Annotated in this window: 24 protein-coding genes and 1 tRNA gene; 6 read left to right on the top strand and 19 right to left on the bottom strand. The window is 53.7% G+C overall.

Annotated elements, in window-relative coordinates; all coding sequences use genetic code 11:
• The first annotated feature begins 204 nt into the window (after positions 1–204).
• The 3 genes from VGH19_07440 to VGH19_07430 all read left to right on the top strand — a co-directional run bounded on the left by VGH19_07440 (position 205) and on the right by VGH19_07430 (position 3,437).
• Positions 205–1,338 carry a glycerate kinase gene (locus VGH19_07440; GenBank protein ID HEY1171180.1) on the top strand — a complete coding sequence of 378 codons (1,134 nt, stop codon included), beginning with the start codon at positions 205–207 and terminating at the stop codon, positions 1,336–1,338.
• Between the two features lie 27 nt (positions 1,339–1,365).
• Positions 1,366–2,637, top strand: a complete 1,272-nt coding sequence (locus VGH19_07435) for a nucleoside transporter C-terminal domain-containing protein (GenBank protein HEY1171179.1) — start codon at positions 1,366–1,368, stop codon at positions 2,635–2,637.
• 86 nt (positions 2,638–2,723) lie between these two features.
• Positions 2,724–3,437 (top strand): tetratricopeptide repeat protein, encoded by a 714-nt coding sequence (locus VGH19_07430; GenBank protein ID HEY1171178.1) that lies wholly within the window; start codon positions 2,724–2,726, stop codon positions 3,435–3,437.
• A gap of 6 nt (positions 3,438–3,443) precedes the next feature.
• On the opposite strand, the gene VGH19_07425 is transcribed toward VGH19_07430, so the two are convergent.
• The 7 genes from VGH19_07425 to VGH19_07395 all read right to left on the bottom strand — a co-directional run bounded on the left by VGH19_07425 (position 3,444) and on the right by VGH19_07395 (position 8,953).
• Positions 3,444–4,523 carry a M20/M25/M40 family metallo-hydrolase gene (locus VGH19_07425; GenBank protein HEY1171177.1) on the bottom strand — a complete coding sequence of 360 codons (1,080 nt, stop codon included), beginning with the start codon at positions 4,521–4,523 and terminating at the stop codon, positions 3,444–3,446.
• 8 nt (positions 4,524–4,531) lie between these two features.
• Positions 4,532–5,761, bottom strand: a complete 1,230-nt coding sequence (gene hemW, locus VGH19_07420; GenBank protein HEY1171176.1) for a radical SAM family heme chaperone HemW — start codon at positions 5,759–5,761, stop codon at positions 4,532–4,534.
• Between the two features lie 84 nt (positions 5,762–5,845).
• Positions 5,846–6,052, bottom strand: a complete 207-nt coding sequence (locus VGH19_07415; GenBank protein ID HEY1171175.1) for a cold-shock protein — start codon at positions 6,050–6,052, stop codon at positions 5,846–5,848.
• 206 nt (positions 6,053–6,258) lie between these two features.
• Positions 6,259–7,074: a chlorite dismutase family protein gene (locus VGH19_07410; GenBank protein ID HEY1171174.1), complete on the bottom strand. Its 816-nt coding sequence runs from the start codon at positions 7,072–7,074 to the stop codon at positions 6,259–6,261.
• Between the two features lie 23 nt (positions 7,075–7,097).
• Complete coding sequence (locus tag VGH19_07405) at positions 7,098–7,478, bottom strand: response regulator (GenBank protein HEY1171173.1); 381 nt, start codon at positions 7,476–7,478, stop codon at positions 7,098–7,100.
• 77 nt (positions 7,479–7,555) lie between these two features.
• Entirely contained in the window at positions 7,556–8,194 is a 639-nt protein-coding gene (locus VGH19_07400; GenBank protein ID HEY1171172.1) for a DUF4339 domain-containing protein, read from the bottom strand.
• A 72-nt stretch (positions 8,195–8,266) separates the two neighbouring features.
• Positions 8,267–8,953, bottom strand: coding sequence for a hypothetical protein (locus VGH19_07395; GenBank protein HEY1171171.1), 687 nt, complete (start codon positions 8,951–8,953; stop codon positions 8,267–8,269).
• A 111-nt stretch (positions 8,954–9,064) separates the two neighbouring features.
• Between VGH19_07395 and VGH19_07390 the strand changes: the two genes are divergently transcribed.
• The 3 genes from VGH19_07390 (at position 9,065) to VGH19_07380 (ending at position 10,936) form a co-directional block, all read left to right on the top strand.
• Positions 9,065–9,141 (top strand) — tRNA-Arg (locus VGH19_07390).
• 65 nt (positions 9,142–9,206) lie between these two features.
• A complete protein-coding gene (locus tag VGH19_07385) occupies positions 9,207–10,109 on the top strand; it encodes a dihydropteroate synthase (protein ID HEY1171170.1) in 903 nt (300 codons plus the stop codon).
• Positions 10,110–10,162: 53 nt separating this feature from the next.
• Positions 10,163–10,936, top strand: coding sequence for a UvrB/UvrC motif-containing protein (locus VGH19_07380; protein ID HEY1171169.1), 774 nt, complete (start codon positions 10,163–10,165; stop codon positions 10,934–10,936).
• Here VGH19_07380 and VGH19_07375 read toward each other — a convergent pair.
• The 12 genes from VGH19_07375 to ribH all read right to left on the bottom strand — a co-directional run bounded on the left by VGH19_07375 (position 10,908) and on the right by ribH (position 20,149).
• Complete coding sequence (locus VGH19_07375; protein HEY1171168.1) at positions 10,908–11,387, bottom strand: DUF420 domain-containing protein; 480 nt, start codon at positions 11,385–11,387, stop codon at positions 10,908–10,910. The two genes, VGH19_07380 and VGH19_07375, sit on opposite strands and share 29 nt — an antisense overlap.
• Positions 11,384–12,076: an SCO family protein gene (locus VGH19_07370; GenBank protein HEY1171167.1), complete on the bottom strand. Its 693-nt coding sequence runs from the start codon at positions 12,074–12,076 to the stop codon at positions 11,384–11,386. The genes VGH19_07375 and VGH19_07370 overlap by 4 nt, the downstream gene beginning before the upstream one ends.
• Positions 12,077–12,144: 68 nt before the next feature.
• Positions 12,145–12,933, bottom strand: a complete 789-nt coding sequence (locus tag VGH19_07365) for a hypothetical protein (GenBank protein ID HEY1171166.1) — start codon at positions 12,931–12,933, stop codon at positions 12,145–12,147.
• A gap of 12 nt (positions 12,934–12,945) precedes the next feature.
• Positions 12,946–13,209, bottom strand: coding sequence for a hypothetical protein (locus VGH19_07360; protein ID HEY1171165.1), 264 nt, complete (start codon positions 13,207–13,209; stop codon positions 12,946–12,948).
• Positions 13,210–13,213: 4 nt separating this feature from the next.
• Positions 13,214–13,420 carry a hypothetical protein gene (locus VGH19_07355; GenBank protein HEY1171164.1) on the bottom strand — a complete coding sequence of 69 codons (207 nt, stop codon included), beginning with the start codon at positions 13,418–13,420 and terminating at the stop codon, positions 13,214–13,216.
• Between the two features lie 3 nt (positions 13,421–13,423).
• Entirely contained in the window at positions 13,424–13,735 is a 312-nt protein-coding gene (locus tag VGH19_07350; protein ID HEY1171163.1) for a cytochrome C oxidase subunit IV family protein, read from the bottom strand.
• Between the two features lie 17 nt (positions 13,736–13,752).
• The gene (locus VGH19_07345) at positions 13,753–14,607 is read right to left on the bottom strand and encodes a cytochrome c oxidase subunit 3 (protein ID HEY1171162.1); all 855 of its coding nucleotides are present in this window, start codon (positions 14,605–14,607) and stop codon (positions 13,753–13,755) included.
• 42 nt (positions 14,608–14,649) lie between these two features.
• Positions 14,650–16,464: a cbb3-type cytochrome c oxidase subunit I gene (locus VGH19_07340; protein ID HEY1171161.1), complete on the bottom strand. Its 1,815-nt coding sequence runs from the start codon at positions 16,462–16,464 to the stop codon at positions 14,650–14,652.
• Between the two features lie 114 nt (positions 16,465–16,578).
• Positions 16,579–17,484 carry a heme o synthase gene (gene cyoE / locus VGH19_07335; protein HEY1171160.1) on the bottom strand — a complete coding sequence of 302 codons (906 nt, stop codon included), beginning with the start codon at positions 17,482–17,484 and terminating at the stop codon, positions 16,579–16,581.
• Positions 17,485–17,493: 9 nt separating this feature from the next.
• Positions 17,494–18,744 carry a COX15/CtaA family protein gene (locus VGH19_07330; protein ID HEY1171159.1) on the bottom strand — a complete coding sequence of 417 codons (1,251 nt, stop codon included), beginning with the start codon at positions 18,742–18,744 and terminating at the stop codon, positions 17,494–17,496.
• 85 nt (positions 18,745–18,829) lie between these two features.
• Positions 18,830–19,540 (bottom strand): hypothetical protein, encoded by a 711-nt coding sequence (locus VGH19_07325; GenBank protein ID HEY1171158.1) that lies wholly within the window; start codon positions 19,538–19,540, stop codon positions 18,830–18,832.
• Positions 19,541–19,672: 132 nt separating this feature from the next.
• The gene (ribH, locus tag VGH19_07320; GenBank protein HEY1171157.1) at positions 19,673–20,149 is read right to left on the bottom strand and encodes a 6,7-dimethyl-8-ribityllumazine synthase; all 477 of its coding nucleotides are present in this window, start codon (positions 20,147–20,149) and stop codon (positions 19,673–19,675) included.
• Between the last annotated feature and the right edge of the window lie 3 nt (positions 20,150–20,152).

Below are 20,152 nucleotides of genomic sequence, written 5' to 3'. Positions count from 1 at the left end.
GGCTCACGCATTTAAATTTGCCCGTAAAAATAGGCCGGATTTCATTTTTAGAATCAAATTGGAATGGTGAAAACACCCAATTCAGCATCCTAAAGCTCAATTTTCATTGGCCTTTCAAAGAATTTTAATGCGTGAGCCCTGCCCTCAGAGTTGACACGGATTTGCACTTGGCGGCCAGCCTTTCTCCCTACTTAATTGCCCGCCATGTCCTTACGAGTCCTGATTGCACCTGATAAATTCAAAGGCAGCCTGACTGCCCGGCAAGTTGCCGCCGCCTTGGCCAAGGGCTGGCAGAAGAGTCGCAAACACGATACCATCACCCTGCTGCCCATGAGCGATGGTGGCGATGGCTTTGGTGAAGTACTCAGCGGTGCCTTAGGTGCCAAGACTAAGTCCGTAAAGACAGTGGATGCCGCGCATCGCCCTCACTCCGCGGAATGGCGCTGGGCTCCCAAGACCAAGACAGCCATCGTGGAATCTGCCCGCATCATCGGATTAGGCATGTTGCCCAAAGGTCAGTTCCATCCTTTTCAAATGGACAGCACCGGCTTGGGCGAAGTCATCTTGGCCGCAGCCAAGCAAGGTGCGACCCGTTGTCTCGTTGGCTTAGGCGGCAGCGCTACGAATGACGCCGGTTTCGGCATGGCCAAAGCACTCGGCTGGAAATTCCTCCGCGCCAACGGCGTCCCCATCACTCAATGGACGGATCTCGATCAACTTGCGAAAATCATTCCGCCCAGGAAACGCAAACTCTTCCGCAGCGTGACGGTCGCGGTCGATGTACAGAATCCTTTGCTCGGACCACGCGGTTGCAGTCGCATTTATGGCCCTCAAAAAGGTCTGCGCCCGGAAGATTATCCGAAAGCGGATGCCTGCATGAAGCAGCTCGTGAAAGTGTTGAAGCGCGATCACAAGCTCGACTTCGCTAAGACGCCCGGTGCCGGTGCCGCGGGTGGATTGGGGTTCGCAGTTCCCACGTTCCTCGGAGGAAAACCAGAATCTGGTTTCGAAATCGTCGCGAGCTACAGCCAATTGCGTAAGCACCTTGCCAAAGCCGATCTCGTCATCACGGGTGAAGGCGCCTTGGATCGCTCTACGACCATGGGTAAAGGCGTGGGCGAGATCGCCCGCCTCTGCAAGAAGAGCAAACTGCCGGTTATCGGGTTCTCGGGCTACTTGGATGACGTGCCGCCGCTACGTCGTCTCTTCGATTTAGCCCGAGGATTAACGCCCGGTTTCGTGACTACAGAAGAAGCTTTTGCAAATCCAGAACTTCACCTTTCGCGTCTGGCGGAAAGGGTCGCACATGAGATTTCCGGCCCGTGTGCTTGCTGCTAAGCGGAATACACTCTAGCCTCTCTCGCCATGGAAAAGCTCATCAGCCTGCTCGGGATGGTGGCCTTCATCACCCTCGCTTGGGGCATCTCCACTGATCGCAAACGATTTCCATGGCGCGCCGTGCTGTGGGGCTTGGGACTGCAGATACTCTTCGCCGTACTCATTCTTAAAACTGAGTTCGGCAAAGCATTCTTTACCTTCGCCCAAAACTCCGTCTCCAAACTCATCGGTTTCGCGAATGAAGGCGCAAAAGTTGTTTTCGGTCCCTTGGCAGACACCGGGTTGATGGCCGATAAGTTCGGCCCGCCTAACGCCTTCGTATTAGCCATCACGATCTCCGCCACCATCATCCTCGTCTCCGCCTTATCTTCTTTGCTCTACTACTGGCGTGTGCTGCCGAAAATCGTCGAAACCACTGCTTGGGTGATGCAGCGCACCATGGGCACCAGCGGCAGTGAAAGTCTCGCAGCCGCCGCTAATATCTTTACGGGACAAACGGAAGCCCCACTGGTCATCAAACCTTACCTGCCGCGCATGACGCGGAGTGAACTCATGGCCATGATGTCTGGGGGTATGGCCACCATCGCTGGTGGTGTGCTCGCCGTTTACACATCGCTTGGGGAAGGCGTTGGCCGCATGGATATGGCTGGGCATCTGCTGACTGCCTCCGTGATGAGCGCTCCTGCCGCCTTGATGATCGCCAAGATCATGATGCCGGAAACGGAAACCAGTGAAACCGCAGCCGGTGGCAAAGCGGAAGTCCAACAGACCAGCATCAACAGCATAGACGCGCTCTGCACTGGTGCCAGCGATGGTCTAAAACTTTCCCTCAACGTCGCAGCCATGCTCATCGCATTCGTCGCCTTGGTTGCCCTGGCCAATTATCTGCTCGCCCTGCCCCAACTTTATTTCTCCAGTTCTCCTGAAACATTCAAACCCGTGACTTTCCAGTCCATCTTCGGTTGGGTGAACGCCCCCTTTGCCTGGCTCATGGGTGTGCCTGCTCAAGATTGCCTTGCCGTCGGACAAGTCTTAGGCGAACGCATCGTGTTGAACGAATTCATCGGTTACCTCTCTTTGACAGGCCAGCAGGCACACCTTGATCCCCGCAGCTTCACGATCGCCACCTATGCACTCTGTGGCTTTGCAAATTTCGGCAGCATTGCCATCCAGATCGGTGGCATCGGCTCACTAGTTCCTGAACGCAGAAAAGACCTTGTGCAACTGGGCATCCGGTCCATGATTGCCGGGTTGTTGGCGTGTTATCTGACCGCCACTGTCGTCAGTCTGTTGCTCTAGTATTCGTCGGGAGGGGGATAGCACAAAAAGGCTGCTATCTCAGTTGCACCAAAACTGTTCTCTTAGTACCTGTAGTCATTTGCCATATGGGTCGTTGGAAAATCATGGCTTATGTCCTCTGTGTCACGCTGACCATTGTGTTCGGCGTGATGACCTTGCGTTATTATCATCAAGTTAGCGACAAGGATACGACCAGCATCCCCGCCAGCGAAGAGGTAACAGCACGTGAAAAGCTGTTCGATGCTTCTTACACCCGCATGATGGTGTGCGGTTCCGTCCTGTTCATTTCGTTTTGCGGCCTCTCCTTGTTGATCGCTCGAGACTTGGGGGCAGGCATTGGCAGTAGAGCTGGTGCGCTTTACTACGATGAAGATGAAGCATCGGCCTCCTCCCGCAATGCTCTGTATGAGCAAGCCGATCAAGCGTGGACGGATGGCAACCATCTCGAAGCCATCGGTCTGCTTCGCCAATATGTCCAGCAAAACCCTCGCGAGCAGCATGCCTCATTGCGCATCGCCGAGATCTACGAGAAAGACCTGAACAACCATCTCGCCGCCGCGATGGAGCTGGAAGAAGTCTTGAAATCTCGCCTGCGTCCAGATCGCTGGGGTTGGACCGCTATTCGCCTCTGCAATCTTTACACCGGAAAACTTAATCAGGCGGACAAAGGCATCGCTCTTCTTAAACGTCTCATCAAAGAGCATCCAAACACTCAAGCCGCAGAGAAAGCCCGCAAGCGTCTCGCCATGATGGAACAAGCCGAAGGCGAGATGATCCAGGAAGAGACGAACGTTACCTAGTTCTACTTATCCCAACCGGCGAAACTCACCCCTCGCCTCTTTCGCCAGCGCTTTAAGACGCTTCGGCAATTTACCAGCCAATGCGTCGAAATCTTTCATCCGTTTGGCAGCAGCCAACAGCAGATCCACCATACCCTCCGCATCAGCCAAACTCACATACTCAGCCGCGATACGGTCACGCGGTCCGCAGTTGTGGTAATTGCCCAACGCCACACATAGCGCCGCAGTCTGGTAACCATACTCCTGATACGCCGTCCCCTCGCACGTGCCGCCACTCATGAGCGCACGCTGGAATTGAAACCCTTTCTGCTTTTTAGTCAGCTCCGTTCCTATTTCGGAAAGAAAACGCGTAGCATTGGAATCAAAAATCGAACTGCGATCCCCCACGCGGACGATTACGCCCTGCCCCATCTTCACCGGAGACATCTCACGACTCGTCTCCAGCGACACCACAAGCGCGTCATCTGGAAGCAGCTTTTTCTCCGCGACCATCAATGCCCCATGAAAACCCACCTCTTCAGAACGCGCCAGAATGCCGATAACATTTGTCTTCGCTCTCTGCTTTTTAAGCTGAGCCATGGTCGCGAGAATCGCGGCACAACCGATGAGGTCATCACAGGCCCGACCGTGGATCACGCCTTTCTTCACCGCAAAATCTTCCATTTCCCACACAGCAAACTGGGGCTGCTCTTCAATGCTTTTTGACGTCTCAAGCTCAAAGCTCTTCTCTTTGCCGACACGTGCGCCCAGCTTCGCTTTCCCATGATGCGGCAATAGACGCAAGGGCATGCCCGCTTTAAAATAAGCATCTCCTACCCCTCCACGAAATTTCGCCAGCAATCGCTTGGAACCAAGCTGTTTGACGATCTCAAAACCCGGATGATCCAAGTGCGCCGCCAACGCTAACGGGCGCCCTTTGCCACCGCCGCGATAGCTCACCAGAATGTTTCCATAGCTATCACGTGAGCATTCCAGTTCTTGCTCGAGACAGATGGAAACCGCCATCGCCCGCACATTACCTTCAAAATAAGGTGCCGCCGGACAACGCATGAGACGCTCGGCGAAATTCAACAACAACGACTTCATTTAAAATCTCAGCGCAAAAACAATTCTGCTGCCCAATCCGCATACCGCAAACCCGTCGGCGTCAGGCGGAACCGGTTCTGCTCCAGTTGCGCGTAACCTAGTTTGACCAATTGATCGATTTCTCTGGCCCAATCTGCGGGCAGATCTTTCTGCGTCCGCAGCTTGAATTCATCCAAGGGCCAGCCTGCAGTCATCCGCAAACCAAAGGCAGCCGTCTCACTGGCGCGACGCATCCCTTGCAATTCTTCCTTCGATTCGAAAGCCCGTTGGCCCTTCTCCAACTGATCGCAATAAAGCTGCGTGTTCGCCCAATTTTTCGTACGCACCCCATGAACAAACCCCGTCGCGCTCGGCCCCAGTCCGTGATAATCCAATCCACGCCAGTAGGCGATATTGTGCCGACACGCATACAGAGGTATCAATGGATCACCCGCTCCCGGCACTCCGCTATCGATCTCAGCCAGTTTCTGAATCCGTTCCGGCATTTCCCCTTGAGCTCGCCAGTTCCGGGCAAAGTTCGCCACTTCATACTGCACATAACCTTGCTCACCTGAATACTGGCGCAATTCCTCATACATCGCGGCCGCCAGTTCTTCATCCACATCGAATTCACCAGCTTTTAGCTGCTCAAACAATGGGGTATCCTCCTCATAGATGACCTCGTAGCAGGAAAGGTGTTCACTACCCAAGGCAATGGTCTCCTGCAGCGTCTTCTGCCAAATCGCCATCGTCTGGGTGGGAATGGCGAACATCAGGTCCAGATTGATGTTATCGAAGCCGGCCTGACGCAAGATATCGTAGGACTTGAAGACCATCTCCCGGCTATGAACCCGCCCTAATCGCTCCAGCAAATGTTCATCCAACGATTGCACCCCCATGGAGATACGGTTCACGCCGTAATCACGGAGCAGCTTGGCTTTATCGAGGGAAACGGTCGCAGGATTGCACTCAACCGTCCACTCTGCTGCACCTAGAAGATTGAGTCGCTCAAAAGCTTTAAGGACGGTCTCCCATTGGCGGAGATTCAGGAGGGACGGAGTGCCACCACCGAAGAAAACAGTTTTCGGACGTAGCTCTGATGCAACCAGTTCCAACTCCAGCACGAGAGCGGAAACATACCGGTTAATGAGCTCACCTTGGGCGGATTCAGAGAAAAAAGCACAGTATTCGCACTTATGCGCACAAAATGGCACATGCACGTAGAGACTGTGGACAAACTGGCTCACCGACGGCGTCATCACGTGACGATAGCCCGTTTGGCCCGGATGCCAAAGCAAATCACTGCTTTGGCATCCGTGTAAGCCGCCCGATCAAACCCAAGCTTACGCTTGGGCGCGCTGGACGTTCTGGGCTTTTAAGCCCTTCACGCCCTGGACTACCTCGTAGTCCACCTGCTCACCTTCGTTCAAGGTCTTGTAACCCTGACCCGTGATGGAGGTGTGATGAACGAAGATGTCTTCACCCGTATCCTGTGCGATGAAGCCATAGCCCTTTTTGTTATCGAACCACTTTACTTTGCCACTTGCCATACAGCATCTCCTGCGTTGGTCCGCCCAGTCCCTGCCCGAAAAAACAAAAGCGCAAGCATATCCTCGTGCTTGCGCTCAAATGCTAATCTAGCAGGCATAAAAAAACTGATGGCGAACTGGGACGATTTAGCTCCCGTGTCCAAAAATCGTCAAGTTGAGACCCGCTAATAGGCAGAAATGGCTATCCCCACCCTAAATGTCCACTTTTAGAGCTTCAGATGCTCCCAAATATCGGCCGCGTTCAGGCGTAAATTGATGTAAAACGGCCCAAATTCACCATATCGGGCGCTCACTTCATCAAAACGCATCTCGTAGACAATATCCCGCAAGGCATCCATCTGATGAGCCACCAAAGTCACACCCCATTCCCACTCATCCAAGCCCGTAGAAGACGTGATGAGCTGGCTGATGCGACCACCATATTTGCGACCAACACGGGCATGACCACCCATGAGTTTCTTTCGCGCGTCCATGTCCAGACTATACCAGTTGTCATTCCCCTCACGACGCTTGCTCATCGGGTAAAACGACATCAGCTCCCAATCCTGTAATTCCGGATTCAGGCGATAAAACTCATACTCCTTCTTCTTCTCCAGCATCTCGGCGAAACGCTTGTTGAAGACTTCAGTCCCAGGCTCGAGTTTCTCGCCCCGAATAAGCATCTGCTTGTAATCTTCCTCCGTGGAGGCGTATTCCGAAAGCTCAGTGATGCTGAGGTAATGGTAAACCCGTATCAGCGTTCCCGGAGGAAACGCCGCTTCCAGCTCCCGATGCATCTGCGCCAGCTTGCCGCCATCCGCTGCATAGAGGACGAATGCGATATCCGCCTTGCCACCCACCGTGGCATAGGTGGTGATCTTCGGCTGGCAGGCGTTACTGTTCGCCGCCACTAGGGCTTCCACGCGTGCCAGCGCCGCCTTGCTCTCCGCTCCGCCCAAGCTGCTCCAACGCACGCGATCAATATTATAGAACAAGTGCATCACGTGGATGCCCATGGACAATTTCACTTCAGGAAGACTCATAATAAATTCGGACGAAGAAATCTCTACTCCACTTCAAGGACTTGTTCCAGCAAACGTGGTAATTGCCCCAGCAAGGCTGCATCACCCGCTACGAGATTGGCTCCTGCTTGCACGGCACTGTTCTGCAGATCTTTGTTTTTGACCGAGAAATAGGCCAGCACCGGGATGTGCGAGGTGCCTGGATTCTGTTTCAACTCACGCAAGAGCGTGCAGATATCCACCCCAGAATTGAACAACTCCGTCACCAGCACCATGGGTTTTTCAGCCTCAGCCTGCGCGACGAGCTGCATGGCGTCTGGAACCGTGGATACACGATAGCCGAGATCCCGCATCCGGTTCGCCAGTTGGCTGCCGGGCAGGAGGCTTTCGTAAAGGACAAACGCGAGTGGTTGCGTCATCGCCATGCGCGTGGAAGAGTGGGATAGCGTTTCGGAAAATGCAAAATTTTTCAGTACCTGGATCTGATTTCTCTTCAACCCCATCAATCGAAGTGATTCTTAACATCGGCATTATTTAAGACGACTAACGCCCAAATCCCTAAGGGAATACCCAGCAAACAACAAGGACAGATGCAGGGAAGAAAAGCAGCGATCGCGCCGGTCATGGCCAAACCGTAGTTTTTGAGGTTTAACATCCGGAATGCTCCCAGAAAAATGAGGATTACAGACACCACACCGCCCCCCAGCATCCCCACCATCATGGGTCCTCTCATCTGTTTGGCCATCTCAGCCGCTTCAGGATCTATGCCGGACATCTGCCGATAATCGGGTTCGACAACCATGCCCAAAGCCTGCAATCCAAGCCAGCCAACGGAAATAGCCGCATAAACGATAAGCGCGATTGCGGGTGCTTTTACCATGCTTAACGCACGCTCTCGGCCGCCATCAATGGCCTTAAAAGCGGGTGTAATAACGGATGGTGCAGGCGCAACCGCAGAAGGCGGAGGAGGGATTTGCCCTGAAACATTTGCGACGACCTGGCCATACGGCTGCCAATTCGTCATCCCTTCCCTCCACACAAGAGTCTCACTCTTGACGATGCCAGTGCGCACCAGCTCTGCGAACTGCTCGGCATTCACCGGCCCCTTCTGTTGCTTGTCCTCAGCGTAATACCATTCCATGGTCAACCTTGCTTGAAGTGTGCAGGCAGTGTGAAACGCTTTTTCCTCAAATGCAAAACAAAGCCGGAAAAACTATTCCTTTTTATCACCACAGCAGCTCTGGGCGATCTGCACAGGCTTAGCCTCTTCTTTCACCGATGACTTCTGCTGTGGTTTTACGTCCTTGGATTCCGTCTTCTTCGGCAATCCTGGAACGAGGCTTGGATCATACTTCGCCCCGGCAGACACTTGGATCACCGTCATGCGGATCTTCGTCGGGAAAAACTTCTCAAAATCTGCGCGATCATGTCCCTTCCCGTTCTTGTTGTCTTTGATGACCAAGTCCATCTGTTTGATGCCTTCAGACCAGATGATGGACTTGTTCTCCCAGAACGAGGTCATCGGAATATCATTCTCATACACGCCCTTTTCCTTGTAGACATCCGTATTGAAACAACCATAGCCATTGCCCTGCCCTTTGTTCGGGATGTAGCAAACACTCCATGTCGTTGGTTCACTGCCCGCCGGTTTGTCGATCACTTCCAGGCGGATGTGCGCTGTGCCATTGCGATAATCCACCGGCGCGGTCCAATCCTTAGGCCGCTGCGGATTGATCTTCCCTTCCTTCACATAGTAGTGCGACTTGCTGGGCTTGGAATTGTCCGCGTCTTCCTTGGTGTAGGTGAACGTCTGGTCAAAGAGAACGAACTGGGCTGCCTCAGATGACAAAGCAGACAACCACAAGGAAGCCGTCAGAACCGCTGCGAAAATGGATTTCATGCCGATAACCTTGGGATGGCATCAACCGCTTGTCGAGAGACATCTTGACGACGAGCAGTTTGCACCAGGACTTGCCACCATGCCCCGCTATTCATTACGTTTCTCCTTGGAGCGCCCGTAGCTCAGTTGGATAGAGCATCTGCCTTCTAAGCAGGTTGTCGCGTGTTCGACTCACGCCGGGCGCACCACTTCATCTTTTCCCTCTTCGCATCGCATTGACCGCGCTGCCAATTGAGCCGACAGTCCCTCCGCCATGTTGCAATTGGAATATCTAGCCGAACTGCTGGAGAAGAACCGGCCCGCTGCCGCTGCCAAAGTGAAAGAGTTCTCCCTGCGCGGGCGCTCCTTCGCTTTTAATGAGCGATCCGCTATCATGGGCGTCATCAATCTTTCGGCAGATTCATGGTATCGCGAGAGTGTCTGCCTGAATCTGGAACAAGCCATCCAGCGCGCACACGTCCTGCAGGCGCAAGGAGCGGATCTGATCGATGTTGGCGCCGAGTCTTCCCTCTCACATGCGGCTCGTGTCGATGATTTCGCCCAAAAGAGCAAACTGCTGCCCTTGCTCGCCGAGATGGTCGCAGCCAAACAACTGGTCTCCATTGAGACTTATTCCCCAGCGATCGCCCGTCATACCTTGGAACATGGTGCTGCTGTGATCAATCTCACCGGCGATACTGAGAATGAAGACATCTATCGCGCAGCCGCAGACAACGATGCGGCCGTCATCATCTGTTTTGTCGCTGGGAAGAATGTGCGGGAAGTGAACGAGCTCGAAATCACCAACGATCCTGCCGGAGCGATGCGTGATTACTTCAGTCGCCGCATCGAACTGGCCGAGCGCTGCGGCCTGCAAAAGATCATCATCGATCCTGGTCTAGGCTTCTACTACCGGAACTTGCAGGACAGCGCCACGCGGGTGCGTCATCAGATGCTCACGTTTCTGAATACATTCCGTCTGCGTACGTTGGGTTACCCTGTATGTCATGCACTGCCGCACGCCTTTGAATACTTTGGTGAAGAAGTGCGAAGCGCTGAACCCTTTTTTGCCATGTTAGCGGCCTTGGGTAAGACTGACTTATTCCGCACGCATGAAGTTGCCCGCACCAAAGCGGTGCTGAATACGATGGCCGCATTCTCTCCACGGATTATGTAGAAATCCGCCGCCAACTCATTGACTAGCCTTGCGTGGGCGAACATATTCACTACATGAGTTTTGACATATCTCACCTCCTCTCGAAGTGGGACTACAAGCCGGGCGAGATCAGTGTGCGCCGCATCAAAGGCCGCGATGAACAGGAAAAGATACAGTTACGCGTGGACCTCGGTATCCTTCAGATGAATGCCGAAGGGCGTCCGGATGGCAAACAGCCGTTCGGTCACGAGTCATTGCTCGAATACTACATCGATCGTCTGGAAAAATTTCGCACCGAACACAACGGTGATGACACAGATTTCGTCCTAAATGCCGAGGATTGCTCCAAACTCCAGCAGGAGGCAATACAGTATCATCACCGCTACATCTGCCTGTATCAATTGAAAGACTTTGATGGCGTGTTGCGTGATGCTGACCGCAATCTGGAAGTATTCGATTTCGTCGATGAGTTCGCTGAAACGGATGAAATGGCCTGGTCAGTGAAGCAATTCGTCCCGCAACTCATCCTGATGCGCACGCGTGCCACCGGTGAAGCGGCCATCGCCAAAGAGAATCACGAAGAAGCTGTTGCGGCCATCGAGGAAGCCATCGAGCAACTCACCACGTTTTACCGCGATCACCAGCGCGAAGACCTGCTGGAATCCAGCGGCGAACTGAGCGCCCTGCGTGACTGGCATGAGCAGGTCCGCCTGCAAAAGCCCCGCTCCGAACTGGAGAAGCTGGAAGAAGAGCTAAACGCTGCTGTCTCTCGCGAAGATTACGAAACGGCCGCCACAGTGCGTGACGCCCTGCGTCGTCTTAAGGAGACGCCGAAACAGCAGAAGTAACTGCTTCCTTCAACGGAGCAGACTTCGGCTGCGGGAATATCTGGTAGAGCAGCAGATAAATGATCACACCCGTTGTGGAGACATACATCCACAACGGCCATGTCCAGCGCGCGATCTTCTTGTGGCGCTCGAAATCTCCTTTGAAAGCCCGTGAAAACGTCATTAGCACCATCGGCACGATGACCACCGCCAAGATGGTGTGCGTCAGCAAAATAACGAGATAGATCGGGCGAAACCAAGCGGGCTCAACAAACCGTGTCACTACCGAGGTGTTAAAATGGTAGTAAAGATAGCAGCAAAGAAATACGACCGATGTGACCAAAGCAGCCACCATCACCTTCTGATGCGCCTCTTTCTTGCCCTGTTTGATGAGGACAAAACCGGCGATGAGAAGAATGGTGCACAGTCCGTTCAAAGAAGCATTAATGGCCGGTAAATCTGAAATACTCATTTCGTTGTCCCTTCCTTGAGCAACTGCTCGATCGTCTCTTTCATCCGCTTGACGCTCTCTTGCTTGTAGACCGTAGCCTGTTCTTCTCCTTCTTCAGAATCCGGCGGCAGCACTTCCAATGTCTTACGCACGCGCCCCTGCCCGTCTACGAGAACCGAGATGGAACTGTGGATGAACAAGTCTTCCGGGATGTCGCGTTGGCCTTCCGGTTTTTCAATGGTGGTAAGTTTCAACCCGCCAACAGCGAGCGTGACCATGTCTTTCTTGGTGCCCGTCAGAAACCACCAGCGTTTCTGATCAGCTCCGAATTTATCGGCATACTTGGCCATCACGGGTGGTGAATCAAATTCAGGATCAGTGGTCAATGAGATGAATTGCACCGGCCAATCTGCCGGAATCACCTTCTGCAGTTCCGCCATCTGCCGAGTCATCTCTGCGCAAGGACCCGGGCAACGGGTGAAGATGATGTTGGCCACCCAGAGCTTGCCCTTGAGGCTTTCCTTGGTCACCACATTGCCAAACTGGTTGGTGACCGAGAAAGGTGTCACATCTCCATAATTCGGAAACGATGACGCCGTCTGCTTGGTCTTGCCACGTTGTTCAGCGATGAATGCCGCGATAATGACCAAAATGATAAGAGCAAGGCCGCTCCATACCACGAACTGGATTGGTCGTATGCCTTGCTTCATTTCTCTTAAATGCGTTCGGCGGCTTGTAGGCCGCCGAAGCGTAAGTCTCAGTTAAACTGCAAAGTTGCTTACTCAAAGCCGCCCGCAGCAGCTCCGCCACCACTGGCCGATTTCTCAGCCATCCATTTGTCGTAATTCGCCTGGCTCAACACGGTAAAGTAACCACGCATGAAGTAGTGAGAATTTCCGCACAATTGAGCGCAGGTGATCATGAACCGGCCTTCCTTGTTCGGGAAGAAATGGATCGGAATAGATTGCCCCGGAATCGCATCCTGGCAGATACGGAACGGATGGATGGACAAGGAGTGGATCACATCCAGCGATGTAAGCTGGATGATGACCGGCTTGTTCACTGGCACATTAATGTCATTCAAAGGCGGCACCACATCGTCCTTGCCAGCAGCGTCATTCGGGTCGTAACCCATCACATTGCTGCCACTCACCAGTTTGATGTCCTGCTTGCCGAACACGCCGTCCTTGCCCGGATAACGGGAATTCCAAGCGAATTGCTGAGCCGTGATACGGATGACCGTGGATTCGCTTTCTTTCGGGAACTCATCCACCACCTTGGCCCACAGCGGAATCGCGAAACCCACGAGCAAAGCCACCTCAACGAGTGCCACCACCACTTCCAGATAGCTGGAGATGTGGGATTTCACACCGTGGTGATCAGCCTTCGGGTTGCGCTTGGCTGAGAATCGGAACAGCGTGTAGAGGAAATAGCTGAACCAGCCGATGAACAGCACACCCATCAGAAGGTGCACATAGATGATGAAACTATCCACGTCTTTACCGTGCTCCGAAGCGAGCACCGGCATGAAGAGCAGTTTCTTGATGGAGGCAACGAGTTCTGTCATGGTCAAAATCGGTTATTGGGAGAAAGAGCTGACTGTGCCCGGCAGGTTTTGCTGCTCCAGCCGGGAGGCGCGGCGAATGATGTAGATGAAGAATATGGCGATCGCGACCAGCACCGCCATGATGATGAGCAAAAGCGTCAAAACCCCGGCATCGGCAGCCTTGCCTTGCTGGGAATTCTTATCGCCAAAGCAGACTGCGCAGGCGAGCAGTTGCTGAGGCAACACGCTCACCACGAGCACGATCAAAGCCAAGGCCAGGCGCTTTACCAATCGCATCGTATTAGAGATAGCTGATGTGTTTGAGTTTCTTCAGGAAGTAACGTCCGTAGACGCCCAAGCCCACGGCCAAAACCATCGCCCCGACACCCAAGCCGAGATTTAGGTTTCCACCTTCCTGAAAGTAACCGTTCAACGCCCATCCGCCGAAGCCGAGGCTCAGCAAAATCGACGCTGTCACAAACACCACATGGAATGCTTTCAGTGACATAAATTATTTGATCAGCACGGGCACATCATAGTGCGCCATGATCGTCAGTGCCATCAACCCGGTGAAGAATACGACTGTGCAAACCAAGATAGCATAGATGGTCTTCTTCTCCGAAAGGAGATGCATGAAGAAACCTGCCACCAGAAACGCCTTCACCGAGGCGATCAGAAGTGCCAGAGCGATGTTAAAAGCATGTCCCAGATCGATCAAGGATGCGAGCACGGTTACGACCGTGCCAATCAACAACGCGACAAAGATCGCGATGTAGGTCTTGATATGCTTTTTGATGTCTTCTTTGGAATGTGCGTCACCCATATTAAATATCTTTCAAATCACAGGAGATACAGGACCGGGAACAGGAAGATCCAGACCAGGTCAACGAAGTGCCAGAACAGGCCGGAGACTTCGATACGATTCGTGAAACGTTCCGGATCCGTCTTCCACATCTTGGCACCCGGGCCCCAGAGGTAGAACATCACCGCTGCGCCGCCCATCACATGCAAGGCGTGAAGAGCCGTCAATGTGAAGTAAATCGCGAAATAGGTGCTGTGCGCCGGAACGAATGCGGAGAGACGTTTGATCTCTGATGTCTTGATCTCCTGCACGGGCGGATGATCACCATGCTCATGCCCATCATGCGCTTCTGCTCCGCCATGTTCCTGTTTGGCAGACGCCAGCTTGGGCTTCGGATCCGGATGGATCTTGATGCTCTCGATCTTTTTGTCGGCCAGCTTCTTGTGCGTCATGAACCAAGGATTGCCTTCAATTCCAGGCACTTCGATGTGGCCACGGATGGAGGGCTTGGCCGGATCATTGAACCAAACTTCGTAATGCGTGAACTTGTCTTTGTACTCAATGGACTTGATGACCATGAACGCCAGAGCGCATAAGATCGTTATGCCCATGTACATCTTGAACCGGTTGAACTGGCCCAGCTTCAACGAAGCCCACGCCATCACGACAGTTACAGATGAAGAGATCAGCACAAACGTGTTGAATGTGCCGATGGGGATGTTCAGCAAGCCGTGTGGCCAGGTGCCTTCCAGCGCATTCACCCGCAGCAGGATATAGGAGGAGAACAGCGCACCGAAGAGCATCACTTCGGAAGCCAGAAACAGCCAGATGCCCAGTTTGGCATTATACAAGCCTGTATCGGGCCGGGGTTTTGTTGTGTATGGGACGTCCATGTTTGACCTTAAATGTGCGTTAAGTCTTCGTTCGTTTACCGGCTATTTGTGGTTAGGCTCAGTCTGCGGGGTGTAATCATCCTTCGCCCCCGGCAGGCTGTAATCGTAAGGTCCGCGATAAACCACGATCTCCTTGGTGAAGTTGCCATGCGGCGGCGGCGTTGGCGTCTGCCATTCCAGCGTCGTGGCCTTCCACGGATTGTCATCCACCTTCTCACCCTTGAACATGCTGTAGAAGAAATTGATGATGAACGGCAACTGCGCAACCGCCATCAGGAAAGCCGCGTGAGTGATTCCCTTGTTCAGGCTGATGATGAAACTGTTCAAACCAACCACTTCACCGGATTCAGGATCCAATACACCTGCATAGGTCGCACCACCGTCATACATACGGCGATGCATACCCGCCATGCCTTGGGCGAACATCGGTTGGAAAATTAGATTCATGGCGATGAAGGACACCCAGAAGTGAACTTTACCCCAGAACTCGTTCATCTTGCGGCCGGTCGCTTTGGGATACCAGTAATACACACCTGCGAACAACGCGAAGATCGTTCCCGGTGCCACGATGTAGTGGAAGTGCGCGATGACGTAGTAAGTGTCATGCAGGTGCAAGTCAGCGAAGCTGAAGCCGAGCGGCAGCCCCGTCAGACCGCCCAAACCGAACATCGGCAGGAACGCCAGCGCGAAGAGCATCGGCGTATTGAAGCGGATGGAACCACCCCACAAGCTGATGAACAAACACGTCAGGATGATGACGGATGGAATCGAGATGATCATCGTCGTCGTCTGGAAGAAGGCACTGATCTTGGTGCCCATGCCTGTCAGATACATATGGTGCGCCCACACGATGAAGGCGATGAAGCCGATCGCCAGCACGGAGTAAACCAGCGAGCGATAACCCCAGATGGATTTACGGGTGTTGTTCGCCACGATCTCACCCACGATACCAATCGCCGGGAGAATGAGCACGTACACCTCAGGATGCGCCAAGAACCAGAACAGGTGCTGCCAGAGCAACGGACTGCCGCCACCGCTGATATCAGCCACCTGACCACCTACCATCAAGCCGGTCGGAAGGAAGAAGCTGGTGTGAAACACCTTGTCCATGAGCTGCATGATGCCGGCGGCTTCCAGCGGAGGGAATGCCAGCAGGAGCAGGAAGGCCGTTACAAACTGCGCCCAAACAAAGAACGGCATTCTCATCCAAGTCATACCTGGAGCACGCAATTGGATGATGGTGGCGATGAAGTTCACAGAGCCCAAAAGTGAGGACGTGATCAAGAGCACCATGCCGATCAACCAGTAGGTCTGACCGTCCGTCGGGATGGTCGTGGCCAAAGGCGAATAAGAAGTCCAGCCGCCTTGCGCCGCACCACCCGGGATGAAGAAGCTGAAGAACATGATGACGCAACCCAAGAAGAATGACCAATAGCTGGCCATATTGATGCGAGGGAAGGCCATGTCGATCGCACCGATCTGCAGTGGGACGACGTAGTTGCCGAAACCGGCGAACGCCAGCGGCACAACCGCCAAGAACACCATGATGGTGCCGTGCATCGCACCGAACACGTTATAGAGGTCCGGCGACATGATACCACCCTTGGCCGTATCACCCAAGATCGCTTCCAGCATCTTGCCGACAACCGGAATCTCCTGGCCCGGATAGGCGATCTGCCAGCGCATGGCGAGCATGAGGCAGAAGCCAAAGAAAAGGAACGCCAAGGACGTGACGGCGTATTGGATGCCGATGATCTTGTGATCCGTCGAGAAGACATATGTCCGCCAAAAGCCCAAATCCTCATGATGGTGCTCGTGCGATGTCTCGTGCGGTGCGGTCTGCGTTGTGTGCTGCATGTTTCGATTTCGCTTAAATTCGTGCCGTTGACCGGGCGCTTCGCAAGCGCGAAGCATCTTTCATAACTTTGTGAAATTCAACGTGTCAACAGCTATTGGAAAATTTCAGGGTCTCTAATTGCTCACTTTATCAAATACCATCAATCCCAACAGCAACGGCAGGTAAATGATGGAGGCCAAAAACAGCTTTCTCGCATTGGCCGTGGACAGGTCTCGCGCAAAGCGGATGGCGAAATAAAGAAAGCCTAAACTCAAGACAAAGGCTCCAAAAAAGTAGAGCGGACCCGTCAGTTTAAAGAGGAACGGGCACAGGCTGATGGGTAGCAATCCCAAAGTATGGCTGATCGTCGATCGCGCTGTGCGCTCGCCCGTCTGGTCTACCACGGGCAGCATCTGAAAACCCGCTTTGGCGTAGTCCTCGCGATATAGCCAGGCAATGGCAAGGAAGTGCGGCAATTGCCAGAAGAACAAAATCGCGAAGAGAGTCCAGCCTTCGACACTCAGCGAGTTCCGCGCAGCCGTCCACCCCATCAACGGTGGCAAAGCGCCAGGAATAGCACCTACAATGGTATTGAACGGAGTTATGCGTTTCAGTGGGGTATAGATGAAAAGGTAGCTGATCAAAGTTGCTGCACCCAAGACGCTGGTCAGCAGATTCACCTTGAATGCCAGATAAATAAGACCGATTGCCGAGATGCCAGCACCCAACATCAAAACGCTGTCCGGCCGGAGTTGTCCCGCCGGGATGGGCCGCCCTTCTGTGCGTTGCATCCGGGCATCAAGCTGATGCTCGAGCAACTGGTTCAAAGCCGCTGCGCCAGCCGCCAGCAGGGCTGTCCCCAAAACGCTGTGCAGCAACAACCAGCCGTTCATGGGACCAACGGAGCCCATGTAGAAACCCGCCAGCGTCGTTAGCACCACCAGAGCGGTAAGACGCGCCTTAAACAGATCGGAGAGCACTGAGGCGAGCCCCCTGCCCGACGCTGTGCTTTCCTGAAATTCTTGCACCGTAGCCTTCATCACAAATAGTTACCTTGCGGCCAGCACCGGTTCCGCTGAAGCATTCGCATTTTGCTTCCGCCCCTCGGCCACCGCCAAGACTTCCACTCTGCCGGAAACATTTCGGCAACGGAAGCCACAAAGTGTGGTTATTGATCCAAAAATTAGGGTGGCCGCCCCCAATACTACGTGCAGTGTGGCAATATCGGCGGCTTTATTGGTCCAAATCGTCAGCGCCCCCATGATGGCCTGGCTCGTGATGAGCAATGCCCAAATTACAGCCATACGGGCGAACAGCGATTGCCAACCCAAGCTGCGCACATAGGCCACCGCTAGGGCGATTAATCCCACCCAGATGACCAAAGCCCCTGTCCTGTGCGCCATGTGCAGATGAACCTGACCTGCTGTGATAGGCTTGAAATCACGCGTATCCACACGGCTGGGATGCACATTATACTTGGCGATCGAGGCCTCATCCGTAGCCGGCCATACCTGACCGTGCGCCAACGGGAAATCCGGCACCGCCAAGCCAGCATGCTGATGCCGCATGGAAGCTCCTAAAATCAATTGCACCACCACAGCCACACAAGCGATCGCGCTGGCCAGAAGAAGTTTTCTCCCGGGTGCTGCAAAATCACTTTTCGCATTCACCCACCATCGGGAAGTGACCAATGCAATGATGCTTAATAGCAAAAGGAATAATTGCGCCAAGGTTGCGTGGAAGATTCCAACCTCATCCTTGTAGAGCGCCACCCGCAAACCGCCCAACAGCCCTTGGAAAATGACTGCAAAAAATGCTGTCAACGCCAACCAACGCACTTCCCCGCGGCTGCGCCAGCACTGAATCAGACCAAAAATCACCAGAAGCGGCATCACGAACGCCAGCACCTTGAAATGGAAAGGAATCACACTGGCACCACCCGTTGTATGACCAGAGCCACGATGTCCCAATGCCATGACCAGAACCAAAATAGCGAGCATCCCCTGCCACCGGGTCTTGCCTTCCGTGCTGCGCCACCAGATCCAGCCAGCCATGATACTCGTCAGCAAACCGATGAATGCAGCATAAAGACGGTGTGTATGTTCATAGAAGATTCCCCCCACCCATTGCGAGACAGGGAAATAGAACATGTTGTAACCGTATGTCGTCGGCCAATCTGGCACCGCCATACCCGCCTGATGGCTCGTCACCAAGCCTCCCAAACCGATCAAGCCAAGCGTGGCCACGGCCGTCAAAATGACGAACCAATGCAACTTCTGGCTCTGGTTTACAGCGGGCATTAGTGTTTCTGCTCGACTTCTTATTAACGGTTGTGCCGCTGGACCTAATGGCCCAGCGGCACAATACCTTGAAATCAGCTGACTATTACTGAGCTTCAATCTCGAAGTCAGCCGTCACGTTACCGCCCTTGACTTCGATGTCCTTGGTGACCTTGCCACCATTGGCACCTTTACGATGATATGCTTCAATCGTGTATTTGCCATCAGGCAGACCCGCGAGCTTGAACGTGCCGTCTTTGCCGGTCACTGCATAATACGGGTGATTCACCAGGCCGACATAGGAGAACATCCACGGATGCACATCGCACTTGAAGCGCAGGAAAATCTCCGGATTGTCCCAAGAGAAGATCAGCGGCTGCGCCTTGGGCAACTGGGCCTTATTGGCTTCCTTGTTACCGGAGACAGCCGGCGTCGGATGCACGTTGTGCAGCAAAGGATCGGAGTTGCGCACTTCGATCTTTTGGCCGGTCTGCGCGCCTACGACGTAGGGCACATACACGCAACCAACCTGATCAAGGACAGCGTTGTTGGCGGGCGGCGTAAAAGTCTTGCCTTCCAGTCCTTTGACGACGTGAACGAACACGTCTGCCAATTCCTTGTTCGGACCCACGACGAAGAACGTCGTAGTGGGCTTGGCACCCTTGTGCAGGTTGCCGCAGCTCGGATCCAACGGCAGGGGCTTTTCGGGAGAGGGCACACCCTTGACCGTAACCTTGCCGACAACGTCTGCCGCAGAAGCCATCTGGATAGAGGCGCAAACTGCGGTCAATGCGATTAACCACTGAGATGTTTTCATTTTCGTTTTATTGCGAACGGTCGCTCAAATTAGCTTTCGCGTCTTGCCCGCGCAAGCCCTTTGTGAAACTTTTCACAAGCTGATTATTGCGTCGCGTTCTGCCAGATTGGACGTGGGGTGCATACCCACTATTCAGAAAGCAATATTAGGCGGCAATTTCCGCATTACCCGGCACATTTTCAGGGCCGCTTGGGCCGCTTCCGTCCCTTTGTTGTGATCCACGCTCAGGCAACGCACCTTGGCGTGCTCTAACTCCTTGACCAGCAAGACTTCATGTATCATCGGCTTGCCATGAATGATCTGTAAACGCACCAAGGCATCCGTCACGGCTTTGCCGATGTGATCGGCATGAGCCGTCACTCCTTCCAAGATAAGCCCCAGACAGATCACTGCATCCACATCGTCGCCTTGGGCGAAATGGGCCGCCACCACTGGAATCTCAAACGCTCCCGGCACTCGCACCACCGTTATCTCAGTACCCTGCTCTTCCAAGTATTTTTCCGCCGCTTTGAGCATGCCATTGACGTAACGGGCATTGTATTCCGCCGCCACGATAGCCACTCGATACCCCTTGCCCGCCACTTTCACCTTCCGATTCTTTGTAAGCATAGA

Source organism: Verrucomicrobiia bacterium, from assembly GCA_036405135.1.
Lineage (GTDB): Bacteria > Verrucomicrobiota > Verrucomicrobiia > Limisphaerales > JAEYXS01 > JAEYXS01.
Note: the sequence above shows the minus strand (reverse complement) of the source record. Positions and strands in the feature narration are given on the sequence as shown.